This is a genomic window from Nonomuraea longispora, from assembly GCF_004348345.1.
Taxonomy (GTDB): Bacteria; Actinomycetota; Actinomycetes; order Streptosporangiales; family Streptosporangiaceae; genus Nonomuraea; species Nonomuraea longispora.
The window spans coordinates 13,821-36,739 of sequence record NZ_SMJZ01000030.1; the positions used below are offsets into that span (position 1 = coordinate 13,821).

Annotated in this window: 26 protein-coding genes; 11 read left to right on the forward strand and 15 right to left on the reverse strand. The window is 71.5% G+C overall.

Annotation, left to right across the window (positions count from 1 at the left end):
- A complete protein-coding gene (locus E1267_RS10805; RefSeq protein ID WP_165959553.1) occupies positions 1–1,026 on the reverse strand; it encodes a tripartite tricarboxylate transporter substrate-binding protein in 1,026 nt (341 codons plus the stop codon).
- A gap of 168 nt (positions 1,027–1,194) precedes the next feature.
- Between E1267_RS10805 and E1267_RS10810 the strand changes: the two genes are divergently transcribed.
- Together E1267_RS10810 and E1267_RS10815 are read left to right on the forward strand one after the other, a co-directional pair.
- Complete coding sequence (locus E1267_RS10810) at positions 1,195–1,878, forward strand: response regulator transcription factor (RefSeq protein WP_132332289.1); 684 nt, start codon at positions 1,195–1,197, stop codon at positions 1,876–1,878.
- A gap of 6 nt (positions 1,879–1,884) precedes the next feature.
- Entirely contained in the window at positions 1,885–3,348 is a 1,464-nt protein-coding gene (locus E1267_RS10815; RefSeq protein WP_132332290.1) for a sensor histidine kinase, read from the forward strand.
- 31 nt (positions 3,349–3,379) lie between these two features.
- Here the strand turns inward: E1267_RS10815 and E1267_RS10820 are convergent, their stop codons facing one another.
- The 7 genes from E1267_RS10820 to E1267_RS10855 form a co-directional block, all read right to left on the reverse strand.
- Positions 3,380–4,354, reverse strand: coding sequence for a TAXI family TRAP transporter solute-binding subunit (locus tag E1267_RS10820; RefSeq protein WP_132332291.1), 975 nt, complete (start codon positions 4,352–4,354; stop codon positions 3,380–3,382).
- A gap of 17 nt (positions 4,355–4,371) precedes the next feature.
- Positions 4,372–4,587: a hypothetical protein gene (locus tag E1267_RS10825; protein WP_181957780.1), complete on the reverse strand. Its 216-nt coding sequence runs from the start codon at positions 4,585–4,587 to the stop codon at positions 4,372–4,374.
- Between the two features lie 379 nt (positions 4,588–4,966).
- Positions 4,967–5,578, reverse strand: a complete 612-nt coding sequence (locus E1267_RS10830) for a TetR/AcrR family transcriptional regulator (protein ID WP_132332292.1) — start codon at positions 5,576–5,578, stop codon at positions 4,967–4,969.
- Between the two features lie 46 nt (positions 5,579–5,624).
- Positions 5,625–6,641, reverse strand: a complete 1,017-nt coding sequence (locus E1267_RS10835) for an NAD-dependent epimerase/dehydratase family protein (protein ID WP_132332293.1) — start codon at positions 6,639–6,641, stop codon at positions 5,625–5,627.
- Positions 6,642–6,651: 10 nt separating this feature from the next.
- Complete coding sequence (locus E1267_RS10840) at positions 6,652–7,797, reverse strand: FAD-dependent oxidoreductase (protein ID WP_132332294.1); 1,146 nt, start codon at positions 7,795–7,797, stop codon at positions 6,652–6,654.
- Between the two features lie 130 nt (positions 7,798–7,927).
- Positions 7,928–8,191: a hypothetical protein gene (locus E1267_RS10845; RefSeq protein ID WP_132332295.1), complete on the reverse strand. Its 264-nt coding sequence runs from the start codon at positions 8,189–8,191 to the stop codon at positions 7,928–7,930.
- Positions 8,192–8,767: 576 nt separating this feature from the next.
- Entirely contained in the window at positions 8,768–9,586 is an 819-nt protein-coding gene (locus tag E1267_RS10855; RefSeq protein WP_132332297.1) for an SDR family oxidoreductase, read from the reverse strand.
- Positions 9,587–9,656: 70 nt separating this feature from the next.
- Here E1267_RS10855 and E1267_RS10860 point away from each other — a divergent pair, with 70 nt between their 5' ends.
- On the forward strand, positions 9,657–10,094 hold the full coding sequence (locus E1267_RS10860; protein WP_132332298.1) for an SRPBCC domain-containing protein: 438 nt from the start codon (positions 9,657–9,659) through the stop codon (positions 10,092–10,094).
- Positions 10,095–10,111: 17 nt separating this feature from the next.
- On the opposite strand, the gene E1267_RS10865 is transcribed toward E1267_RS10860, so the two are convergent.
- Together E1267_RS10865 and E1267_RS10870 are read right to left on the reverse strand one after the other, a co-directional pair.
- Complete coding sequence (locus tag E1267_RS10865) at positions 10,112–11,065, reverse strand: DUF3500 domain-containing protein (protein ID WP_132332299.1); 954 nt, start codon at positions 11,063–11,065, stop codon at positions 10,112–10,114.
- 80 nt (positions 11,066–11,145) lie between these two features.
- A complete protein-coding gene (locus tag E1267_RS10870) occupies positions 11,146–12,015 on the reverse strand; it encodes an alpha/beta fold hydrolase (RefSeq protein WP_132332300.1) in 870 nt (289 codons plus the stop codon).
- A gap of 80 nt (positions 12,016–12,095) precedes the next feature.
- Between E1267_RS10870 and E1267_RS10875 the strand changes: the two genes are divergently transcribed.
- Both E1267_RS10875 and E1267_RS10880 read left to right on the forward strand, forming a co-directional pair.
- A complete protein-coding gene (locus E1267_RS10875) occupies positions 12,096–12,992 on the forward strand; it encodes an AraC family transcriptional regulator (RefSeq protein ID WP_132332301.1) in 897 nt (298 codons plus the stop codon).
- Between the two features lie 54 nt (positions 12,993–13,046).
- On the forward strand, positions 13,047–13,358 hold the full coding sequence (locus tag E1267_RS10880) for a hypothetical protein (RefSeq protein ID WP_132332302.1): 312 nt from the start codon (positions 13,047–13,049) through the stop codon (positions 13,356–13,358).
- Positions 13,359–13,424: 66 nt separating this feature from the next.
- Here the strand turns inward: E1267_RS10880 and E1267_RS10885 are convergent, their stop codons facing one another.
- On the reverse strand, positions 13,425–13,937 hold the full coding sequence (locus tag E1267_RS10885) for an Lrp/AsnC family transcriptional regulator (RefSeq protein ID WP_132332303.1): 513 nt from the start codon (positions 13,935–13,937) through the stop codon (positions 13,425–13,427).
- A 106-nt stretch (positions 13,938–14,043) separates the two neighbouring features.
- Here E1267_RS10885 and E1267_RS10890 point away from each other — a divergent pair, with 106 nt between their 5' ends.
- Positions 14,044–15,222 carry an MFS transporter gene (locus E1267_RS10890; protein ID WP_132332304.1) on the forward strand — a complete coding sequence of 393 codons (1,179 nt, stop codon included), beginning with the start codon at positions 14,044–14,046 and terminating at the stop codon, positions 15,220–15,222.
- 21 nt (positions 15,223–15,243) lie between these two features.
- Here E1267_RS10890 and E1267_RS10895 read toward each other — a convergent pair whose 3' ends face one another.
- Positions 15,244–15,564, reverse strand: a complete 321-nt coding sequence (locus E1267_RS10895; protein WP_132332305.1) for a hypothetical protein — start codon at positions 15,562–15,564, stop codon at positions 15,244–15,246.
- Positions 15,565–15,595: 31 nt separating this feature from the next.
- Complete coding sequence (locus tag E1267_RS10900; RefSeq protein WP_132332306.1) at positions 15,596–16,795, reverse strand: DUF6782 family putative metallopeptidase; 1,200 nt, start codon at positions 16,793–16,795, stop codon at positions 15,596–15,598.
- Positions 16,796–16,967: 172 nt separating this feature from the next.
- Between E1267_RS10900 and E1267_RS10905 the strand changes: the two genes are divergently transcribed.
- From E1267_RS10905 to E1267_RS10925, 5 genes are read left to right on the forward strand one after another with little or no spacing between them, the layout of a single operon-like run.
- On the forward strand, positions 16,968–17,774 hold the full coding sequence (locus E1267_RS10905) for a S1C family serine protease (protein WP_132332307.1): 807 nt from the start codon (positions 16,968–16,970) through the stop codon (positions 17,772–17,774).
- Positions 17,775–17,800: 26 nt separating this feature from the next.
- Positions 17,801–18,790: an AAA family ATPase gene (locus E1267_RS10910; protein ID WP_132332308.1), complete on the forward strand. Its 990-nt coding sequence runs from the start codon at positions 17,801–17,803 to the stop codon at positions 18,788–18,790.
- A 3-nt stretch (positions 18,791–18,793) separates the two neighbouring features.
- On the forward strand, positions 18,794–19,678 hold the full coding sequence (locus tag E1267_RS10915) for a DUF58 domain-containing protein (protein WP_132332309.1): 885 nt from the start codon (positions 18,794–18,796) through the stop codon (positions 19,676–19,678).
- Positions 19,679–19,721: 43 nt separating this feature from the next.
- Positions 19,722–20,672: a VWA domain-containing protein gene (locus E1267_RS10920; protein ID WP_132332310.1), complete on the forward strand. Its 951-nt coding sequence runs from the start codon at positions 19,722–19,724 to the stop codon at positions 20,670–20,672.
- Positions 20,673–21,728: a VWA domain-containing protein gene (locus tag E1267_RS10925; RefSeq protein ID WP_132332311.1), complete on the forward strand. Its 1,056-nt coding sequence runs from the start codon at positions 20,673–20,675 to the stop codon at positions 21,726–21,728.
- A 37-nt stretch (positions 21,729–21,765) separates the two neighbouring features.
- Here the strand turns inward: E1267_RS10925 and E1267_RS10930 are convergent, their stop codons facing one another.
- Both E1267_RS10930 and E1267_RS10935 read right to left on the reverse strand, forming a co-directional pair.
- Entirely contained in the window at positions 21,766–22,146 is a 381-nt protein-coding gene (locus E1267_RS10930) for an RNA-binding S4 domain-containing protein (protein ID WP_132332312.1), read from the reverse strand.
- Positions 22,147–22,191: 45 nt separating this feature from the next.
- The gene (locus E1267_RS10935; protein WP_132332313.1) at positions 22,192–22,875 is read right to left on the reverse strand and encodes a DUF899 domain-containing protein; all 684 of its coding nucleotides are present in this window, start codon (positions 22,873–22,875) and stop codon (positions 22,192–22,194) included.
- Between the last annotated feature and the right edge of the window lie 44 nt (positions 22,876–22,919).

Genomic DNA, 22,919 nt, shown 5'->3' on the forward strand with positions numbered 1-22,919 from the left:
TCAGGATGCCTCGACGCCGGCGTCCGCGATGACCTTGCCCCAGGTGCCGAGCTGCTCCTCGAGCTTGGTCCTGTGCGCCTGCGGGGTCGCGCTCTCCGCGGGGACCGGCGTGGTGCCGAGCTTGGCCATCTGGTCCATGACCCTCTGGTCGGCGAGCGCCACCTTCAGCGCCTCGGACAACTTCTGCACGACGTCCTGCGGCGTGCCCTTCGGCACGTAGAGGCCGTGCCACACGCTGACCTCCAGGCCGGGCAGCCCGGCCTCGGCCGTGGTGGGCAGGTCGGGCAGGCTCTTCACCCGCTCAGGCGTGGTGACCGCGTACGCCTTGACCTCGCCCGCGCTGATCTGGCCGCTGGTGTTGGTGGTCTGGTCGCACATGAAGTCGACCTGGCCGCCGACGAGGTCGGTCAGCGCGGGGCCGGTGCCCTCGTACGGGACCTCCTGGAGCTTGACCCCGGCGGCCGTCTGGAACAGCAGGCCGCACAGGTGGGATGCGGCGCCGATGCCGGCGTTGGCCAGGGTGACCTTGTCGGCGTTCGCCTTCACGTGGGTCACGAGGTCCTTGAGCGTGGCGGGCGCGAAGTCCTTGCGGGCGACGACCGTCATCGGCACCTCGGTGACGAGCCCGACCGTCTCGAAGCTCTCCAGCGGCTGGTAGCCCAGGTCCTTGTAGAGGGCGGGCGCCGTCGACATGCCGATGTGGTGCATGAGCAGGGTGTAGCCGTCGGGCTCGGCCCGCGCGACCTCGCCGGCGCCGACCGTGCCGCCCGCGCCCTCGACGTTCTGGACGACGATCTTGCCGCCGAGCTTGGCGGCCATCGGCTCGGCGATCATGCGGGTGACGGTGTCGGTCGGTCCGCCCGCGCTGAACGGCACGACGAACGTGATGTTGTCGCCCGGATATGTGTCGCCGCCGGCGTCGGCGTTGCCGCCTCCTCCGTTGCCGGAACAGGCGGCGATGAGCGAAACGACGCCGATCGTGGCGATCATCCGCGCGGTGACCCGGTATCTGCTGGACGTTCTCATGTCGCGGCTCCCTCTTGCGCATTCGCGTTCTTTCGGTGAGTGCGCGGCCTCAGTCTGGGCTGGCAGGGGCGCGGATGGTGTCAAAGGAATCCCAAGGAATGCGCAGGATGTCAAAGAAATCCCAAGAACGGGCTAACGCCAGCGTTCGACCGGGCCGTACAATCCGGTATGCGGATCACCATCATCGAGGATGACGACCGCGTCGCGCGGGGTCTGGTGACCGTCCTGGCTCAGGCCGGGTTCGAGGTCCACCGCATCGCCACCGCCGCCGAGGCCGTGCGCGCCGCCCCGACCGATGTGGTCCTCGTCGACCTGGGCCTGCCCGACGGCGACGGGCTCGACGTGATCCGCAAGCTGCGCGACCGCCCCGAGACCGCCGTCATCGCCGTGACGGCGCGTTCGGAGGAACACGAGCGCGTACGCGGCCTGCGCGCCGGCGCCGACGACTACATCGTCAAGCCGTTCGGCATCCCCGAACTCCTCGCCAGGATCGACGCCGTCCTGCGGCGCACCCGCGTGGCCCGCGCGCTCAGCCACCCGGACGAACCCGTCGTCCTCGGCCCGCTGCGGATAAGCGTCGGCACCCGCGAGGTCACCGTCGACGGCACACCCGTGACGCTGACCCGCAAGGAGTTCGAGCTGCTCCTGCTGCTGGCCAGACGCGCGCCCAACGTGGTCAGCCGCGACGTCATCCTCGACCAGATCTGGGGCGCGACCTGGGAGTCCTCCAGCCGCACCCTCGACACCCACATCGCGGCGTTGCGGCACAAGCTCGGCCCGGCCGAGATCATCCGTACGATCCACGGGGTCGGCTACCGGCTCCTGGCCGACCGGCCGGAGCCGACCGGCTGACCCGTCATGCACCGTCGCCTGCTCGTCGTCCTGGTGCCTCTCGCGGTGCTGCTCGTCACCGCGCTCGGGGTGCCGCTCAGCGTCACCGTGGCCGAGCGGGAGATCCAGGAGACGTACGTCGACCGGCTCAACGACGTCGGCCGGTTCTCGTCGCTGGCCGAGACCGCCCTGTCCACCGGCAGGACCGAGGCGCTCCAGCAGGAGCTGACCCGCTACCACGAGCTGTACGGCATCCCCGTCGCCGTGATCGACACGTCCGGCACGGTGCTGCTCGGGCCCGCCGGCGCGTACCAGGAGGCGGCGCGCGACGAACCGGCGCTGCCCCGCATCGTCACCGCGGCGCTGGCCGGAGCCCGGCCGGAACCCTCAGGGGAATGGGCGCCGTGGGACGACTCCGCGCTCGTCGTCGCCGAACCCGTGGGCCGCGACAGCGAGGTCGTCGGCGCCGTCGTCACGATCTCCGACCTGTCGAAGACCCGCTCCCGCATCCTCACCCGCTGGGCCAGGCTCGCCGGGCTCGGGCTGCTGCCGCTGATCGCGCTGATGGCCGTCGCCTGGCCGGTGTCGGCCTGGGTGCTGCGCCCGGTGCGGGAACTGGACGCGGCCAGCTCCCGCATCTCCCAGGGCGACCTCACCATCCGCGCGGACGCCGAGGCGGGCCCGGCCGAGCTGCGGCGGCTCGCGGAGTCATTCAACACCATGATGGACGCCGTCGAGAACGCCGTGCAGCGGCAGCGGGCGTTCGTGTCCGACGCCTCGCACCAGCTGCGCAACCCGCTGACCAGCCTCCGGCTCGCCGTCGAGAGCCTGGAACCGCACCTCGGCGCGGACGGCGGCGGGCGGCAGGTGTACGGTGTCGCCGTCGACGAGCTGAAAGCCATGCAGCGCATGCTGAACGCGCTGCAGGCCAGCGCGCGGATGGAGAGCATACGGACGGCGTCGCCGGTGGACCTCGACGCCGTGCTGGCGACCCGGGTGGAGCGGTGGCGGGCACTGACGGAGACGGCGGGACAGACGTTGACGGTCGACGTGCCGCCGGGGCTGCGGCTGCTGGAGCCGTCGGGCGGGCTGGGCAGCATCCTGGACGAGCTGATCAGCAACGCGCTGCGGCTGTCGGACGCCCGGGTGGTGGAGGTGACCGCCCGGATCGATCCAGCGAACGCCGGTGACGGCTCCGCGGCCGGAGGGGCGGTCACGATCATCGTCCGTGACGACGGGCAGGGGATCGACCCGTCGGAGCGAACCCAGGCGCTGCGGCGGTTCTGGCGCTCGCCCCGGCACCAGAACGTGCCCGGAACCGGCCTCGGGCTGGCGATCTGCGCCGACCTGGTGGGCGCGGCCGGGGGCGAGCTGCGGCTGGAGGACGGGCTGCCGCGCCCGGACGGGTCGGGGCACGGGTTCGCCGCGGTGGTCGCGTTGCCCGCCGTGCCCCGGGTGCCGTCGTCATCCGAGGCCCCGGCGCCCGCCTGAGCCGAGGACCCCGCCCCGATCCGCCTCCGGGTCAGCGTTTGCGTTCGCGGAACCAGGCGGCCGCGCCCGGATGGAGCGGGATCGACGCGGTGGAGATCCCGGTCCGTACGTTGATCTGCCACGCCTCGGGCACGGCGTCGGGAACGGCTCCGGCGGCGCCCGGCGCGGCGGGGGGCAGCGTGCCGGTGTGCGTGAAGATCGTGTCGGTGATGGCGTGGACCAGGTCGCCGGGCAGGTCGTTGCGGGCGAGGAGCACGTTGGGCACGGCGACGGCGCGGGTGGCGGGCACCCCGGTGTACGCGGTCGCGGGGATCGTGGCCGGGGTGTAGGGACCCGGAAACTTCGTGAACAGCGCGGGCGCCTGCTCGTCCAGGTGGATCAGCCGGATCGCGTGCCGCCGGGCCAGCTCCGTGATGGCGGGTGTCGGGACACCGGTGAGGGAGAACATCGCGTCGATCTCGCCGTCGCGCAGCGCCGCCGCCGACGCGGCCTGGCTGAGGTAGCGGCCGTCGGCGTCCACCGGCCCGAGCTCCAGCACCCGCAGCGACGTGAACTCGGTGCCCGAATCGCGCGCGCCGAGCGAGACGCGCTTGCCCTTCAGGTCACCGAACTCGTCGATCGGCGAACCGGCCATGACCACGAGATGCAGGTGGCTCTCGTACAGTCTGCATATCGCCGACAGGCCCTCGGGCGCGCTGCCGTCGGGGCTGATCAGTGCGTCCAGGCTGGTCAGCCCGAGCTGCACCTCCCCGGCCCGCAACATGCGGATGTTGTCGGTGGACGCCCCGCTCGGCACGGTGCGCACCGTGGCGCCCGGCACCTGCTCGGAGATGTGGCCGGCCAGCACGCCGCCGATGCGCCGGTAGACCGCCCCGGCCGGCCCGGTGGCCAGGCGCAGGTCGACCTTGCCGATCTGGGGCTGCTCGGCGCACCCGGCGAGCAGCCCACCGGCGGCGAGGAGCACCGCCCGCCGGCTGGGCCGCGGCTCCTGGTTCGGCAGCGTCATGCCGCGATGATAAGAAGTCACGACGCCTTCTCCCACACCGAGACGTGGTTGCGGCTGTCGCCGGCGAACGGCTCGTGCTTCCAGCCCGCCCATCGCTCGCGCAGGGTCATGCCGGCCAGCCGTGCCATCAGGTCGAGCTCGGCCGGCCACACGTAGCGATGCGGCGTCGAACGGGTCTCGAGCCGGCCGTCCACCGCCCAGTAATGGTGGGAGACGGCGATCTGCGTCGCCACGTCGTACTCCTCACATGTGGCGTGTATCACATTCTGCTACCTCCAGAGAACCGTTTGCGGTTCCTCGGCGCTGCCAGAGTCAGTCAGTCACAAATTCCCGGCTGGCGGATTGGGCGGCACAAGCGAAAGGCTCTGCCCGGCCGCGGGCTTGGCACCAGTTGCGGACGGCGTGGATGTCGAGCAGGTCGCGGCAGAGCTGGAACAGCTCCGAGACCGTCGGGGCGTCGCCGGAGTGCGCCTTGGCGGCGATCTTGCCGAACGCGGGCCGGTCGAGTGTAGGTTCCGGCGGTAAATGGAACGGGAGCTCGGGAGCTATTGGCCGGACATGATCTCTTGATGGCACGAGTACGGCCCAGGGGCCGTGGCCTCAGCGTGGTCGTCACGCACCCGCGGGCCGGGTGAGGCCGGAGGAGATGATGTCGATGAGCAGGTCGAGGATCTTCGTGTACAGGTCGGGGCTGGCCAGCCGGTCTCGATGGAGAGGCAGCATGAGGACGGCCTGCAGCACACCGATGATCACGGCCGGGTCGTCGGTGACAAGGTCGTCGGTGTGCTCGGTCAGGAAGGACATTAGAGCGGTGACCGGGTTGTCCGGTGCGGCGGTCACGCGCTCCGGGTCCAGCTTCCTGACCACGGCGTCCATCTCCTCGGGATGCGTCACGAGCCTGCTGTACAAGAGGTTGTCGCGCAGCTCGGCGATGGTGGCGTGCAGGAAGGCCCGAAGCCCGGCGCGGGTGTCGGATTCCTTCAACAGCGCCTGGTCGATGACCCTGCCTTTGACCTCGGCCATCTGGGCGAGCATCAGGTCCAGGTAGAGCGCCTCCTTGGAGTCGAAGAAGACGTAGAAGGTGCTCTTGGCGATCCCGGTGCCGGCGACCAGGTCCTCCAGGGAGGTCTTGCGCAGGCCCTGGGTGGTGAACAGCCGCTCGCCGTTGTCCAGCAGGAGCTTGGTGATACGGGCCTTTTCCGCGGCGGAGAAAGCGGGAGGCATGGGCCGAACCCTCCGATGTCTCTGTGAACGTATTGATCGAATGTTTTCATGTGTGGTCGCGTGCGCGAACCAGGTCCAGGACGCGGCGCTCCTGGTCCGGGTCGAACCACTGGGCTGGGGACGGGGCGTCCGGGCGCGGAGCAGGATCCCCCTCGCGCTGCAGCCACGCCCAGGTGTCGGCCATGGTCTCGCGCAGCGGCCGGAGGGTGAGCCCGGCGGCCAGCGCGGCGGAGACGTCGGCGTCGTGGAGGCCGGTGGGATGGGAGTCACCCGGATAGCGCAGCCCGAACTCCATGCCGAGCAGGAAGTTTTCCTGCTCGAGCACCTCTGCGGGAGCCCACACCAGCTCGGCGTTGGAGCCGGTCACCTCCAGCGCTGTCTCCAGCAGCGCGCCGATCGTGGTGTGACCGGGCGGCCCGGCGAGGTTGAACGCCCCGCCGATCCCGCGCTCGGCTGCCGTCAGCATCCAGGACGCCATGTCGATGGCGTCGATGTACTGCACGGCCGCGTCGGCCGGTCCCGGGGCCAGGACCGGTCCGCCGTGCTGCAGGCGCCGTAGCCACCAGGGAATCCGGCCGACGTCCTCATACGGGCCGAGGATCATGCCCGCCCTGGCCAGCAGGGCGCGCTCGCCGAAGGACTCGATCACGGCCAGTTCGCCGCCGCGCTTGGCCGCGGCGTAGTCGGCGTTGTCGCGGCTGCCGGGGTCGCCGGCGACCAGCGGTGCGCTCTCATCCGCGCCGGTCGGCCAGGGCCAGGCGTAGACGCCGCGGCTGGAAACGTAGCCGTAGTGCCCGGCCCGGTCGGCCAGCAGCCGGGCCGTGTCGCGGACCACGTTGGGCGCCCAGGCCCAGGTGTCGATCACGGCGTCCCATGTCTGGTCGCTCAGCGCCAGCCGTACCGCATCAGGGTCGGTGCGGTCGGCGACCAGGGCTTCCACGCCCGGAGCGGGCGCGCGGGACAGGCCGCGGTTGAGGGTGGTGACGGTGTCGCCGCGCCGCAGCGCGGTCTCCACCAGGGCGCGGCCGACATGGTGGGTGCCACCTATGACCAGTACTCGCATGTCGATCTCCTTAACCTTCCAACTGGAATTTGCGCTCGACCATCCGGCGGACCGGGCCCCACGACGACAGCCGCAGCGGGAGCTGGGTGAGCTCCAGGAGGAGCGGGTTGGGGGGTGCGTAGACGCCCTTGACCCGGCGGCCGAGTTTCTGCTTCTTCTCCGCTTCCGGCCGCAGGTGCGCCTCCCACTCCGCCAGCGCTGCCGGGACGTCGCCGCCGTGGCGCTCCAGGGCCGCCCCGAGGAGGTCGGCGCCGCCGACGGCCAGCGAGGAGCCGTAGCCGGCGAACAGCGTGACGCACCACGCGGCGTCGCCGAGCAGCACCACCCGGCCGCGGCTCCACCGGTCGACCACCATCTGGCTGATGGAGTCGAAGTAGACCGAGTCCGCGGTCTCCAGGCCCTCCAGGGCCTGCGGGACCAGCCAGCCCATGTCGTTGTAGATGGCGCGCACCTCCTCCAGGGAAGGCTTCCCCTGGCTGGGGTCGGTCCGGTAGCCGAAGAAGACGGCCGTGCGGTCGTCGCCGACGCTGATCACCGCGAACGTGCGGCCACCCGCGCTGATGGAACCCGTGGTTCCCACGGGAAGTTCGGCCGGCCGCTCCTCCATCATGTAGACGGCAACCCGGTGCTTCATGTCGAGCCGGTAGTTCTCCTCCGGGCCGAAGACCAGGGCACGTGTCGCCGAGTGCAGCCCATCGGCGCCGATCAGCAGGTCGGCGTGCTCCACCGTGCCGTCGCTGAGGGTGACGTGCACGGCGTCGGCGTCCTGTTCGACGGCGGTGATAGTGGTGCCGAAGCGGATCGTGGTGGCGTCCTTGACCGTCTCGTACAGCGCCGATTCGATGTCGCCGCGCAGGATGTTGAACGCCTTCTTGCCCATGGCGGCGGTGATGGTCTGGCCGCTGAGCGCGAACCGGCGCTCGCCCTTGGTCTTGCGGTAGACCAGCTCACGGGTCACGAAGGAGCGCCGCTTCAGCTCGGGCAGAATGCCCATCCGCTCGGCACCGTCGTAGCCGATGCCCCCGAAGGTGACGGCGTAACCGCCACGGCGACGCTCAGGCGCCCGCTCGACCAGCAAGGTCTCCCAGCCTGCCTGACGCAGCCGCAGCGCGGCGGCCAGGCCCGCGATTCCCGCTCCGATGATGACGGCGCGCATGTCCACGTTCTCCCTTTTTCGGGTTGCGTGTGACTATAAAACCAAACTGGAGATACATTTTCAATGTGATCGGCTGCCGCCCTGGCCGCACGCCGCGAGGGGCATCGGCGCCGGCGGTGGGTTTCCCATCTCAGTCCGGCAAGGGTGGACTCCAAAGCGACACCGTCAGCGTCCCGGTGAACAGCGTCAAGGTGAGGTCCTCGTCCCAGTCTCCTGGCGCCTGTCCGCTGGGCTCTTGGGGTTCATCCTGACGGTCCGCACTGATGGTGATCAGGCGACGGCCGGTATCGGTCAGATAGCGCAGACGATCTGCACCGGGCTCTCCTCGGGAAGGGGTGGAGCCCGTTTTCCTGTCGGGAAATCCTGTCGTCAATTCGTGCGCGGAACCGGCCATCCGACGTCACGGTTCGTCGCTCGATGTCCGGTTTTCGAGAGGGGTTGCGGGGTCCAACCAGAGGGTGTCGTTGAATCTTCTGATTCCGACACTTCGAGAAGGCGACACAGCGCGATCAAGCTCATGGTCCGCTCGGCGTCGGGATCCGGATCCTCCGACGCGGCGCTGTCGAGATCGACGGCACGGGCGACACGTTCACCTGTGGTCAGATCGCAGGTGAACACGGTGCGGTCGCCGTGGTCGCCGACCACCGCCGGATGCGGCTGTTGCCGGGGTAGAGGCCCGTTGGGGCCGGGCGGTCGGCCGGCCACAACCATCGCTGCGGCTGGCGTGCTGCGACAGCTGTGGGTTTGCCTGGGACTACAGGACTGATCGCTAAGTAAGTCAGCGGTCCTCAAGCGGAGGGGCGCGCGGATGCTCCGTCGTTCTTCGCCGCGGCGTAGAGCGAGAGCTGCGCCAGGTTAGCGGTTGCTAACGCCATCCCACCAGGGGTGGTTCTGCAATGCTTCGACCAGGCGCAGGCGCTCATCACGGACCCTGGCCGATTCAGCGAGTTGCGCGTCCACCGGTGTCATGTCACCTCAGGAACTCCCGCGCGCCGCGCAGCCTGGTACGGAGCCGCCGCCGCGTCATGCCGCACTCCAGGCGCACGTCCGCCGGACCGGGCACGCCGGCGTCGGCGCGCCGGCCCGGAGGCAGCAGGCCGGGGTCGAGCCCGTCGCGCCGGGCGATGAGCAGCCCCAGCTCGTAACGGGTCACCGCGTCGGCACCGGCGACATGGTGGATGCCGTGATGGCCGGAGACGGCGAGTTCGAGCAGCGCCGCGGCCAGGTCGGCGACGTGCACGGGGCATCGTACGTCGTCGGTGAACAGCGTTCCCGTCGTCCTGCCGGTGGCCAGCGCGTGCACCAGAGCCTCGTGCGGGGAGTCGCCGGCACCGATGATCAGGGACGTCCTGACCGTCACCGAACCCGGCGCGATCGTGCTCGCCGCCGTCTCGGCGGCGGCCTTGGCGGCGCCGTACGGGGTGATGGGGTCGGGCGGGCACGTCTCGTCGTAGTGGACCGCGGCGCCGGAGAAGACGGCGTCGCTGGACACGTGCACCAGCCGGGCGCCTGCCCCCGAGGCGGCGAGGGCGACGTGCGCCGCTCCCGTCGCCGTGCTCGCCCAGTCCTTCTGACGGTAGGCGGCGTTGACGACCACGTCGGGACGGACCGCGGTGATCACGGCGTCGACGTCCTCCCGCCGGCGCACGTCGAGCGGCGACCACACGACGCCCTCGGCGGTGCCCGGCCGGGAGAGGTAGGTGGCGTTCACCTCGTGCCCGGCCGAGGCGCACTGCCGGGCGACTTCCCTGCCGAGGTGGCCGCTGCCGCCGACGATGAGGAACCTCATGGTGCTCCCTGTACCAAGATCGTTCATCGGGGTAGGGTGTGGTCCCCCCGACGACCCCGCGAGGTGAAGCGTGCACCAGATCCGTACGGAGATCCACATCGTGGCGTCTCCCGAGCAGGTATGGGCGATCCTCTGCGACTTCGACGCCTACGCGGAGTGGAATCCGCTGGTGCCGAGGATGCGCGGGGCCGCGGTGACCGGGAGCCGGCTGAGCCTGCCTACGGCGCTGTGGCCGGGAGGTCCCGTCGTCGTGCCGATGCGCGCGACGGTGGAGGACGCCACCCCGCCACGGCGGCTGGCCTGGCGCACCACCGTGCTGGCGCGCGGTGTGGTCAGTTCGGTGCACACCTTCGACCTGTCGCCGGATCGGGGTGGCACGCACGTGGTGCACCAGGAGAGCGTCACCGGGGTCGCCGCCGGGATGATGTGGCCGGTGTTGCGCCGGTTCGAGCCGGTGTTCGAGCAGCTCAACCAGGCGCTGAAAAGCCGGGCGGAAGCGTCGGCCTAGCTCCGCGACCGAGCGGGTCAGTGGTGCTCGGCGTAGTGGCGCGCGAGCAGGTCCTCGCCCCAGTCATGACGAAGGTCGCGCCACACGGAGTGGATGTGGTTGGCGTCGTCCTGGGTGTTGTCGTACTCCAGCAGGAACGTGGGCCCGGCGACGCAGTAGTAGTGGCCCTGCCCGCGCTGGTCGGATCCCATCCAGGCGAACGTCACCTTGTCGAGGCCGGCGTCGAGCGCCTCGCGCCAGCACGTCTCGCCGTACCAGCCGGGGGCGCGTTCGAAATAGCGGCGGACGAGCCGTTCCAGCAGGTCCTTCGACGGCTTGGCCATGTCGGCGTACGACAGCCCGCGGGGGATGCCGTCGAGACCGGCCACGGGATCGCTGCGGGTGAGCACGTCGTCGGGAGCCACCTCGCCGGTGATCGCCATCGATCGCTGGTGCGGCGTGAGGTCGGCGAGCAGCGCCCGGCCCAGGTCCTCCTCCTCCGCGAGCAGCCGCAGTCCCCGCCGCGGCCCGGACAGCACCATGGCGGGTTCGGCGCCCAGGAAGCTCGGCGTGGCGGAGATCGAGTCGCCGACGACCGTGATGTGCACGGCGAGGTGGTGACCGTTGACCCGCCACGTCCACGGGTCGGCGCCTTGCGGGTCGCCGAAGACCCGGAACCAGTAGCGGTCGCCGTCGATCTCGTCGACGCCGGTCGCCAGGCGGCGCCGGATGCGCTCAAGCTCGATCACGCCTCTCGCCGTGCGCGCACCGGTCACGCCGCAGCCGGCGTCGAGCAGGGCGAGCGCCAGGTCCTGCTGCGCGGAGGTCATCTCCGCCAGCGGCAGCCCCGGACGAGGGCCCGGCAGATAGGACCACTGGGTGCGTTGGGGCGAGCCGAACGCCGCCGTCGCCGCGGCTCTGCGCTCGGTGTCGAGCGAGCCGAGGAAACGGAGCACCGCCTGCCGCATCGTCTGGACGTCGTGGACACTCATGGGAGGTTCCTTAACGGGAGGAGGGAGCCGTGAAGGTCAGAACACGGTCTCTGACGCCACGAACCGCAACATCATGCAATCTAAACGACATCGTCCGTTCGGTGCGGCCGCGTGGCGTGTTCCGCGGTGAAGGCCAGGAGAGGGGCGGCGGTGCGCGACGGGTCCTCCAAAATGGGCGTGTGGCCGAGACCGGGCAACAGCTCGACCTTCGCGCCGGGAACGACGCGGTAGCCGGCGGCGGATGAGGATCGCCCCCTGCGGTCGTCCTCGCCGAAGATCACCAGCAGCGGCCTGCCGAGCGTCCTCAGCCGGTCCGGGAGCGTGCGCTCCTTCAGATACTCGGTGGTGGCCTGCATCGTCGTGGTGAGCGTGTGGAACGTCATGGTGCGGACCTCGTCCAGCAGTGCGTCCGGGATCTCGAAGCCCGCGCGGCTGAAGGCGGGGGCCGCGAACCGGCGGATCTGCTCGTCGGCCGGCGGCCACTGCGCCGGCGTGATCGCGGGGGAGGGCGGTGCGACGAAGGCGTCCAGGCTGGGCCCGGTGTTGATGAGCACGAGCGCGGACACCAGGCCGGGCCGCTGCTCGGCGAGGGCGGTGGCGACCGCGCCGCCGCTGGAATGGCCGGCGACCACGGCGTGCTCCACGCCGAGCCGGTCCAGCACCACGCCGACCCTGCGGGCCTGCTCCGGGGTCGTGTAGCCGCGGTCGGCCGGCTTGGCCGACCGGCCGTGCCCGAGCAGGTCGACCCTGATGACACGATGGGAGCCGGTCAGCAGCGGCACCAGCGCGTCCCACGAGCGGGCCGAGGACATGGATCCGTGGACGAGCAGAAGCGCGGGGGCGTCGCGGCGGCCGTCCTGGCACACATAGATGTCGCCGTCGTCCAGGGACAACGTCGTGCTCCCAGTGGCATCGGGGTTCACGCGCGGTGCGCCGTCGGGAATCGTCATGAGGCCCACTGTCGCAACCCGTACGCGCGGGTGGCTTGGACGAATGTTCCCCCTTCGGGCGGCTCGCCTAGCATGAAACGGTGCGGACGTTCGTGCACGGCGAGGCAGTGTGGGAGGTCGCGTGCCCGACGCGCCCCAGCCGGGTTCGCGGGGCCACCATGGCCGGGTTCCGAGTCCGTGACCTGGGCGCCCTCCGGATGGTTCCGCACCCGGCCGTGACGCTGATCCTGGAGTTCGGCGATGGGTCGCCCGTCGTCGACCACGCCCCGGGCCGGCGGCAGCGGGGCAGCATCGTCGCCGGGCCGGGGCTCGGGTCCGCGGGAGCGGTCTGGGCACGGGGCGAGAAGGTCGAATGTGTGCAGGTGCGCCTGTCCCCGGTGATCGCGCGGGCGGTGCTCGGCGTCTCACCGGCCGAGCTCGACGACGCCGTGGCGCCCATCGCCGATCTGTGGGGCCGTGAGGCGTCACGGATCCGCGAGCGACTGGCCGAGGCCTCGTCGTGGCAGGAGCGTTTCGCCCTGGTCGACGCGCTGATCGCCCGTCGGCGCGCGGCGGGACCGCCCGTGGACGGGGAGGTGGCCTGGGCCTGGAGACGCATCGTCGGCGGCCGCGGCGTCGTCAGGATCGACGCGCTCGCGGGGGAGACCGGCTGGAGCCGCAAGCGCCTGTGGTCCCGGTTCCGCGCGCAGCTCGGCCTGCCGCCCAAACGCGCCGCGAAGCTGGTGCGCTTCGACCACGCCGCCCACCGCCTCGTCGCGGGTGAGGGCGCGGCCCTCGTCGCGGCCGACGCCGGTTACGCCGACCAGTCCCACCTGCACCGCGACGTCATGGCGTTCACCGGGGCGACCCCCGCGACCGTGGCCGGCGAGCCGTTCCTCGCGGTCGATCCCATCGCATGGGCCGCTCACGTCGCGGAGGTGCTCGGGTCCGGCCGCCGTCCGTCGCCGGAGGCCGGCGCCCAAGATCGAACTATTTGACCTCCGGTGGGGTCACACTCGATGACCATAAGTCCGCCGATTCGGAGGATGTTCGTGGACATCATCATCATGATGATCTCGGTGAGTGCCGTTCTCGCCGGAGGCGTCACCTACGCGGTCACCCGCCGTGACCTGCGGGGCGGCGCGAGGGTGGCGGTCGCACTGGCCTGCGCCGTCCTCGTCGGCGGCGCCTGCCTGTTCGTGCCCTGGCTCCCGCTGTTCGCCTTCCTGGGCACCGTGGTGGTCCATCTGGTCGTGCGGCGCCTGCTCACGGCCAAGCTCGCGCTCGCCGCCTCGGGGGTCGTGCTCGTCGGCGGGTGCTCCTTCTGCGTACTCCTCATGATGATGGCGCTGGAGACGATGTGACGCGCGGCCTTCACCTCTGACGCAGCCACCGCAGAGCCGCGTCGGCGCAGTCGTCGGGGCGGGTGTTCACGCGCGACCGCCCGGGTGACGGCGCGTCCAGCCCTGCGAGGCGGTCACCGGACGGTCACGCGAGGGCTGTGGCTCGACGAGGCGGCCTTCGTACGGTGTCGAGAGCACGACGTGGGAGTTCATCTCGCCGTGCTCGCCCAGCCGTTCGAGCAGTCCTTCCAGGTGCGGCATCGAGGCGACCCGCACCTTGAGCATCGTGCACCAGCTGCCGCTCAGCTTGTGCACCTCGGTGACCTCGGGCAGGTCCTCGGCGGCCGTGGTCTTGAGCAGGCAGCGGCCGTGCGCGCAGCGCATCTGGACGAAGGCCGTCAGCGGCTGCCCGGCGCTCGCCGGGTCGACGCGCGCCTGGTAGCCCGTGATCACCCCCGACTCCTCCAGCCGCCGTACGCGTTCGGCCACGGCGGGCGCGGAGAGGTTGACGCGCTGGGCGAGCCGGTTGAAGGAGAGCCGCCCGTCGCGCTGGAGCTCGCCGATGATGTGCCAGTCCGTCTGATCCAGCGGTCTTTCCATGTGCAAAGCTTCGCATGTCGGATGGTTTGTGACCCAGAGGCGCACAGCGCTGAATGCCGTTGTTCGCCCATTCAACGGCGCATGCGGCGTTCCTATCGTGAAGACCATGATTGTGGAGGTGCCAGCGGGCCGGGCGACCCGCACAAGACGGCCGATGGCGGCGCTGTGCTCGGGCACCGCGCTGATGAACGCGGCGATGGCGGTCGCGAGCGTGGCGGGCACGCTGGTCGCGGGGGACCGGCTCGGGACGGGCTGGGCGGGCGTGCCGGCCACGGCGGGCATCATCGGGACCGGCGCGGGCGCGCTCGTCCTGACCCGGCTGACGAACCGCGCGGGCCGGCGCGCGGCCCTGGTCACCGGCTACGTCATGGCGGCGGCCGGAGCCTGCCTGGCGGTCGCCGGGGTCGTCGCGGGCGACATGATCGGCCTGACCGCCGGGATGGCGCTGCTCGGGCTCGGCAACGCGGGGGCGCAACTGTCACGGTACGCCGCCGCCGAGCTGCATCCGGCGCATCGCCGGGGGTTCGCCATCGGGGTCGTGGTGTGGGCGGCGGCCTTCGGAGCCGTCGGCGGCCCGCTGCTGCTCGACGCGTCCGGCGACACGGCCACGGGGATGGGGCTCACGTCGCGGTCCGGGCCGTTCCTGCTGGCCTCGCTCGCCTGCGCGGTGGCGGCGCTGGCCTCTGTCGCGGCGCCCGCGCGGGCGGCCTCCGCCGCCGCGCCGCGCATGTCCTTACGGCGGCTCGCCCGCACGCCGGCCGCGCGGTCCGCGCTGGTCGTCATGGTGGCGGCGCAGGTCGTGATGGTCGCGGTGATGACGGCCGCGCCGCTGGAGATGCACCTGCACGGCGACGGGCTGGGCGCGGTCGGGCTGACGCTGTCCGCGCACACGCTGGGCATGTTCGCGCTGTCCCCGGTGACGGGCCGCCTGTTCGACCGCTTCGGCGCCCGGCCGGTGATGCTCGCCGGGCTGCTCCTGCTGGTCGTCTCGGCGGGATCCGCCGCCTTCCCGCCGGTACGGCCCGTGGCCCTGTTCCTGCTGGGCTACGCCTGGAACCTGTGTTTCGTCGCCGGCAGCGGCCATCTGGCCAGGGACCTGCCGGAGGTCGAACGGCCGCACGTCGAGGGCGCCGTCGACGCCGCCGTCTGGACCGTCGCGGCGGGCGCCGGCCTCCTGTCCACCGTCATCATGTCCGCCGGAGGGTACGGCGCCCTCACCGCTACGGCCTGCGCCGTCGCCGTCCTGGCCACGTTCGCGCAGGCACGCTTGCGAGGAAGCCGCTGAATCCGGCGGGCCCGGACGCGCTCAGACGTCCTCGATGATCGTCTTGTTGGCCTGCTCGGCCCGCCTGTGGTTGTCGGAGTGCTCGATGATGCCGTCGGCCACCCGGCCCAGGTGCTCGACGATCGACGTGTACGCCTGCGGCATCATCCGCAGCAGGTCCGCGTACTCGGCGTCGAACTCGGCACTGGGCTCCATGACGTCGCTCACCGGGTGCCTGCCTGCGCCGGCGAACGTCTGCCCGGCGAGGTCGTCGAGGCGTCCGGCCACCTCCTGGACCACGTCGGCGGCGGCTCGAAGGCTGGTGTGGTCGACTTCCTGATCGTCGTTACGTGCACGAGCCATCCGCGGATCCTAGTCGGTGCGCGAGCACAACTCACCAATCCGGTGTGGCAGCGTCAGCCACAGGCCGGAGATAGCGACGCTTCCACTGCTGCTCGAACTGCTCCTCATAGCCGGCGGACCGCGCCCACTCGCGCAGCGCCTCGCGACCGGCCTCGTCCCCGACGCGCCGCTCCGCTTCGGCGGACAGAGGGGGCAGGTGCTGCTGCTGCCGTTGGTCGTTCTCCCGGCCGACCGCGTCCTTGTACGCGAACCCGTAGTCGCTGCTCCAGTCCTCCGGCTCTCCGCGGGCGGCCGCCAGCTGCATCCGCATCTCGTGCGCCTTGACCTCCCCGTCGACCTCCTCCTCGATGGCCGCCTTCACGTACTCGTCCCGATCCATCCCGATCGGGTACGGATCGCCGTCAGTACGGGCATGGTTCACCTCGTGGACAAACACCTCGGCGAGTTGCTCGGGCGTCCGGCCCGCGTAGTCCAGGGCGATCACATTCAGGGCGTCCGTGTAGCCCCCGAGAGCGCCTTCGAGGCTGTCCCCCTGGTAGACCACGGTGATGCCGTGGTCCTTGGCGTAGGCGAGCGCTGCCCTGCCCGCGGGAGTCTCACGAAGCACCTCCTCGGTCAGACGCTGTGCCTCCTCGTTCGAGCGCAACGTCCCGAGTCCCCACAGGTTCGTGGCCGAGACGAACACCGGAGCCGCGAACACGGGCGCCGCCGCATAAGCGAGCATTCTGGCTCGGTGAAGCGTGTCACGGACGACCAGCGCCGTCTGCTGCCGGAACTTCGTTCTCATCTGTGTCAGCGTGCGACGTGCTCCCATGACCCGGGTGTACCGGATCACCGTGCTCGCCGGGCCCGCCGCGAGAGAGGCGAGCAGTGAGGCGGCCAGGATCGCCACGACGTAGGTGACGTACGCCTTCCACACCACCCGGAGGATCACGATCGCCATCGTCCCCAGGCCGGTCAGCAACGCGCCTTTGCCGCCCGCCTCCAGCCGGCGTCCAGGGCCGTGCTCGTCCTCCCAGGAGGCCTGGAACGCCGTGACGTCGCCGCCCTTGTTGGCGGTCCAGGCGCGCCGCGCGGCCGACTCGACCTCGCCCGAGGACTTGTGCAGCTCGAGGCCGAGATCGACCCACGAACGGGCGACCTTCATGCGTTCCTCTTCGTCCGGCAGGCCGAGGGGTGCCACATCCTTCACGAGGTCGTGCACGCTGGCCAGATGCGGGGGGAGTTCCACTGTTAAGTCCTGGACGACGGGATTGCGGTGGGATCGGACAGCGTATCCCGAACCGGTGTCGCGGTGCACGACTGTCGCGGCTGTCCAGGAGGCCCAGCGGGCGGGGCGGTTCTCATGGAGTTCTTAGACGGACTTTGTGGCACTTTTGACTGAAATTTATGACTATGGGGCGATGGAGCGCGTGCCGCGGGAGGCCGGTGCGGCCGAGGCTCAGCAAGCTCACGGAGCCGTGGCCGGAAAGGCCCGGCGGATGGTCATCGGGGGCGGCGTCCTTGTCGTCGTGGCGGTGCTGGCGTACTGGCTGGGCGGCGGTGGCAGCGGCGAGGCAGCCGCGCCCGCGCCGAGCCCGACACCGACGCCCAGCGCGACGCTCGCCGTGCCCGACGTCTTCAAGAGGGTCGGGCCGTCCGTGGTGGTCATCCAGGCCGGGAAGTCGCTCGGCACCGGGGTGATCGCGGCCGAGGACGGGACGATCCTGACGGCACACCACGTCATCAAGGGCACCAAGGAGGTCGACCTCACCTTCTCCGACGGCACCAGGGCGAAGGCCGCGGTCGCCTCCTCGAACCCCGCACGCGACGTCGCGACCCTCAAACCCGCCAAGCTGCCGGAGATCGTCGTCCCCGCGACGCTCGGCGGGGCCGTGGCCGTGGGCGCGCCCGTCGTCGCGATCGGCAATCCGCTCGGCCTGACGTACAGCGTCTCCACCGGCGTCGTGTCGGGCCTGAACCGCAGCGCCGAACGGAGCAAGGAAGAAGGCGACCTGCGCGGGCTCATCCAGTTCGACGCGTCCGTCAACCCGGGCAGCTCCGGCGGTCCGCTCCTCGACGCCCGCGGCCTGGTCGTCGGGATCGTCGTCTCCATCGCCGACCCGGGAGGCGACGAGGCGTTCGCCGGCATCGCGTTCGCGGTGCCCATCGGCGTGGCCCTGGGCGGCACGGAAGGCGACGGGCCGCCCGGCGACGGGCCCGAGATCTGATCGAAGCCTCACGAGAAGGACCACAGATGACCTCGACGAAGTCCCCCGAGCCGGCTCATCCGCTCGAACACGTGCTGTTCGAGGTCAAACGTACGATCGTCGGGCAGGACGTCCTGCTGGAGCGCATGGCCGTCGCGCTGATCGCCGACGGCCACCTGCTCGTCGAAGGCGTGCCGGGCCTGGCCAAGACGCTGGCCGTACGGTCGCTGGCCGCCGCGATCGCCGGAAACTTCCAGCGTGTGCAGTTCACCCCCGACCTGGTGCCCGCCGACCTCGTGGGCACGCGGGTCTACCACCAGCACTCCGGCGAGTTCAGGACCGAACTCGGCCCGGTGTTCACCAACCTGCTGCTGGCCGACGAGATCAACCGCGCTCCAGCCAAGGTGCAGAGCGCCCTGCTGGAGGTGATGCAGGAGCACCAGGTGACGATCGGCCGTGAGACCTTCCGGGTGCCCGAGCCGTTCCTCGTCATGGCGACGGAGAACCCGATCGAGTCGGAGGGCACCTACCCGCTGCCCGAGGCGCAGGTCGACCGTTTCATGATGAAGGTGATCGTCGACTATCCGACGCAGGCGGAGGAACAGGCCATCGTCGACCGGGCGCTGCGCCCGCCGGAGCCGCCGCAGGCCATGGTGACGGCCGACGACCTGATCGCGATGCGGGCCCGCGCCCAGGAGGTGTACGTCGACCCGGCGATCGTCGACTACGCCGTCCGGCTCGTGGCGGTGACACGTTCCCCCGCGACCGGCGGGCTCGGCGAACTCGAACGGTACGTCACCCACGGGGCGAGCCCGCGGGCGTCCATCGCGCTCGTCACGGGAGCACGGGCGCTGGCGTTCCTGCGCGGCCGCGACTACGTCCTGCCACACGACCTGGCCGAACTCGCGCTCGACGTGCTGCGCCACCGCCTCGTCCTGTCGTACGAGGCCCTCGCGGACGACGTCGACGCCGACACGATCATCACCAGGGTGCTCGGAGCGGTCCGGTCGCCCGACGTCGTCCTGCAGAACCGCTGAGCCATGGCCACCGCCCCCGACAAGCTCCTGCTCCGCCTGGAGTGGAAGGTCGTCCGCAGGCTCGACGGCCGGCTCCAGGGCGCCCACCGCACGACGTACCGCGGGACCGGGATCGACTTCACCGGGTTGCGCGCGTACGGCGACGGTGACGACGCCAGGCACATCGACTGGAACGTGACCGCGCGCCTGGACGAGCCGCACGTGCGCGTGTTCACCGAGGACCGCGAGCTGACGGTGTGGCTCGTGCTCGACCGGTCGGCGTCGATGGTGGCCGGCCTGCCGGGACGCGGCAAGCACGACGTGCTCACCGAGCTCGCGCTCGTCCTCACCCGGCTGTTCGGCCGCGGCGGCAACCGCGTCGGCGCCCTGCTGTTCGACACCGGGATGGTGCGCGTCGTGCCGCCCGGCACCTCACGGCGGCACGCGCTGCGGATCGGCGCCGAGCTGGGACGCACCTCGGAGACCCGCGGCGGCGCCACCACCGACCTGGCCGAGATGCTCGACGCCGCCGGCCGGCTCGCCCGCCGCCGCGCCCTCATCGTCGTGTTGTCGGACTTCATCGGCGACGGCGACTGGGAACGCTCGCTGCGGCGCCTGGCCCGGCGGCACGAGGTGGTCGCCCTGCGGATCGTGGACACCACCGACGACGTGCTGCCGGAAGCCGGGCTGATCGTGGTCGAGGACGCCGAGACCGGCGAGCAGCTCGTCGTCGACTCCGCCGACCCGCTGCTGCGCGTACGTTTCCGCGAGGCCGTCGACGACCGCGACGCCAGGCTGGCGGCCGGCATGCGCAGGGCGGGAGTGCCCGTGCACCGCGTCGACACCGACCGCGACCTGGCCGAGGCGCTCGTCGAGGTCGTCGCCCGGACCCGGGACCGGCGACCATGACCGGGGCCGCCGGGCGGCGCATGGTGCCGGGGAAGGAGACCTCATGACCCTGTCCTCCCCGCTGCTGCTGACCGTCGGGCTGTTCGTGACGGCGGCGCTCGCCTGGGCCGCCGTCGTCTCGGCGCGCCGGCGCGCGGCCGCACTCGCCGCGGCCGGGATCGCCGTGCGGGGCGGCCGGAGCGCGTACCTCGGGGTCGGGTTGACGATCGCCGGCGTCGCGGTGCTCGCGGTCGCCACCGCGGGACCGGCGGCCATGGTGCCGGTGCCGCGGACCGCGGGCACCGTCATCCTCGCCATCGACGTCTCCAACAGCATGGGCGCCGACGACGTCGCCCCCAACCGACTGGCCGCCGCGCAGCGGGCGGCCCGCGCGTTCGTGGCGGCGCAGCCCGACAGCGTCGACATCGGGGTCGTCGCGTTCGAGCGGGGCGCGCTCACCACCGCCAGGCCCGACCGCGACCACTCGCTCGCGCTCAAGGCCATCGACCGGCTGAAGCTCACCGGCGGCACCTCGCTGGGCACGGCCATCACGGCCGCGCTGTCGGTGATCGGCGGCAAGGAGGTGGCCGTCGGCCGCGACGGGGAGACGCCCGACCTCGGCTACTGGCCGTCGGCGACGATCGTCATGTTCTCCGACGGGCAGAACCAGGGCGGCGACGTCGAACGGGCCGCCGAGGCCGCTCAAAAGGCGGGCGTGCACGTCCACACCGTCGGGGTCGGGACCACGGCCGGGACCACGGTGAAGGTCGACGGCTACCACCTGCAGACCTCGCTGGAGGAGGAACCCCTCACCGTGATCGCGCAGACCACCGGCGGCGCCTACCATCCCGCCTCCGACACCGCGCGGCTCGACGGGATCGCCGACACGATCGACCTGCGGCTGACCGTCTCCGACGAGCCGCTGCCCCTCGCCGGCGCCCTGATCGGGCTCGCCCTTGCGCTGCTCGCCGCGGGAGCGGCGGTCACCGTGCTCCGGTCGGGACGAGTGATCTAGATGGTGTTCTCGTGGCCGTGGGCGCTGCTGTCCGTACTGATCATTCCGCTGATCTTCGCCATCCGCTGGTGGATGCGGCGGCGGCGCCGGCGGGCGGCCGTGCGCGTCACCTCGATCGCGCTCGTACGCACCGCGCTGCCGGGGCGTACCCGCTGGACGCGGAAGATCCCGGCGGCGCTGTTCGTGACCGGGCTGGCGCTGCTCGCGGTGGGCGCCGCGCGGCCGCAGGCGTCGGTGCCGGTGCCGCAGACGTCGGCGACGATCCTGCTCGCGCTCGACACCTCCGGCTCCATGTGCTCCACGGACGTCGATCCCAACCGCATCACCGCCGCGAGGAAGGCCGCCGCGGAGTTCATCGAGTCGCAGCGGGGCGGGCCGCGCATCGGGCTGGTCACCTTCGCGGGCAGCGCGGGTCTGCTCGTGTCTCCCACCGACGACACCGACGCGCTGATCGAGGCGCTGGACGGTCTCACCGTGGGCCGCGGCACCGCGATCGGGCAGGCCATGCTCGCGTCGATCGACGCCATCGCCGAGGTCGACCCGTCGGTCGCCCCCGCGGGGGCGAACCCTCCCGGCGGGGAGTCCGGCTACGCCGGCGCCGCGATCGTCGTCCTCACCGACGGCGCCAACACGCAGGGCGTCGACCCGCAGACCGCCGCTCAGGAGGCGGCCCTGCGGCGCGTCCGCGTCTTCCCCATCGGCTTCGGCAGCACGAGTCCGGCTCCCATGGTCTGCGAGAACTCGCAGTTCGACGGCCGGGGCTATGGCAGGTGGGACGGGATGAGCGGGCGCGGCGGGTTCGACAGGGGCCGCAACGTGCGCATGCTCGACGAGCCCGCGCTCAAGCGGATAGCCCGGACCACCGGCGGCTCCTACCACCGCGCCGAGAACGCCGACCAGCTCCAGGAAGCCCTCGACGCCCTGCCCGGCACCTTCACCGTCATCACCCAGCGGGTCGACACCGCCGCCGCGTTCGCCGCCGCCGGCGGTCTCCTCGTCACGGCCGCCCTGTCCCTCTCTCTCTGGTGGAACCGGCCCCGCCCGCCGACCCGTTGACGCGACGCCGGGTCGCCCGGCGCCGCACAGCCCGAGGTCACTCGCGGCGGCCGAGGAGCCTGTCGATGCTGCGGCGTTCGCGCTTGGTGGGGCGTCCCGCGCCACGGGAGCGGACGGCCACCGTCACCGTCTCTTCACGGGGAGGCGGCGGAGGGCTCTTGTCGACGTAGCACTCGGCGGCCACGGCGGCGCCGACCCGTTTGGTGATGATCCGGGAGACGACCACGATGCGTTCGCGTCCCTCGTGCCGCAGCCGGATCTCGTCACCGGCGCGTACGGCGTGCGCGGGCTTCACGCGCACCCCGTTGACCCGGACGTGGCCGCCCCGGCAGGCGTCGGACGCGATCGAGCGCGTCCTGGTCAGCCGCACCGACCAGATCCAGCTGTCCACCCGGGCACTCACCTGCTCGCCTGCCATGCCGACACTGTACTGAGCGGCGCGACGCGCCGCGGGCCCGGAACCTCAGGCGGGGCCGTAGCGGGCGGCGATGTCCGGGGATTCGGGCCACCGGCTGTAGGCGGGTGACTGCGGCCAGCCGTCGGGCGAATCCTGCCATTCCTCCTGCCGCCCGTACGGCAGCACGTCGATCAGCGCGAAGGTGTGGCTGAGCTGCTCGACGCCGCGGCCTTCGGTGTGCCAGGTGCGGTAGACGGCGTCGCCGTCGCGCAGGAACACGTTGACCGCGAAGCCTCCGCCGGGAGGCGCGCCCACGTCGGCGCCGAACAGGCTGTTCGCGGTCGAGTACCAGGTCATCGTGTTGCCGACCCGCCGCTTGTAGGCGAGCGCCTCCTCGATGGGGCCCTGGGTGACGATGACGAACCGGGCGTCGTAGTCGCCGAGGAACTCCAGCCGGGTGAACTGGGAGGTGAATCCCGTGCAGCCCGAGCACTGCCATTCCTCACCGGGGAACCACATGTGGTTGTAGACGATCAGCTGCCTCCTGCCGTCGAAGATGTCGGCCAGCCGGACCGGCCCCTTCTTGCCTTCGAGGGTGTAGTCGGGCATCTCCACCATGGGGAGGCGGCGGCGCTGGGCGGCGATGGCGTCGAGTTCCCTGGTCGCGGCCTTCTCCCTGGCGCGGAGCTCGTCGAGCCGATGCTGCCAGGTGGCGGCGTCGACCACGGGCGGTAGCGCGTTGGTGGTCATGGTCCCTCCTCAGTACGTGCGGTGTCGGACATGCTGACCCGGCA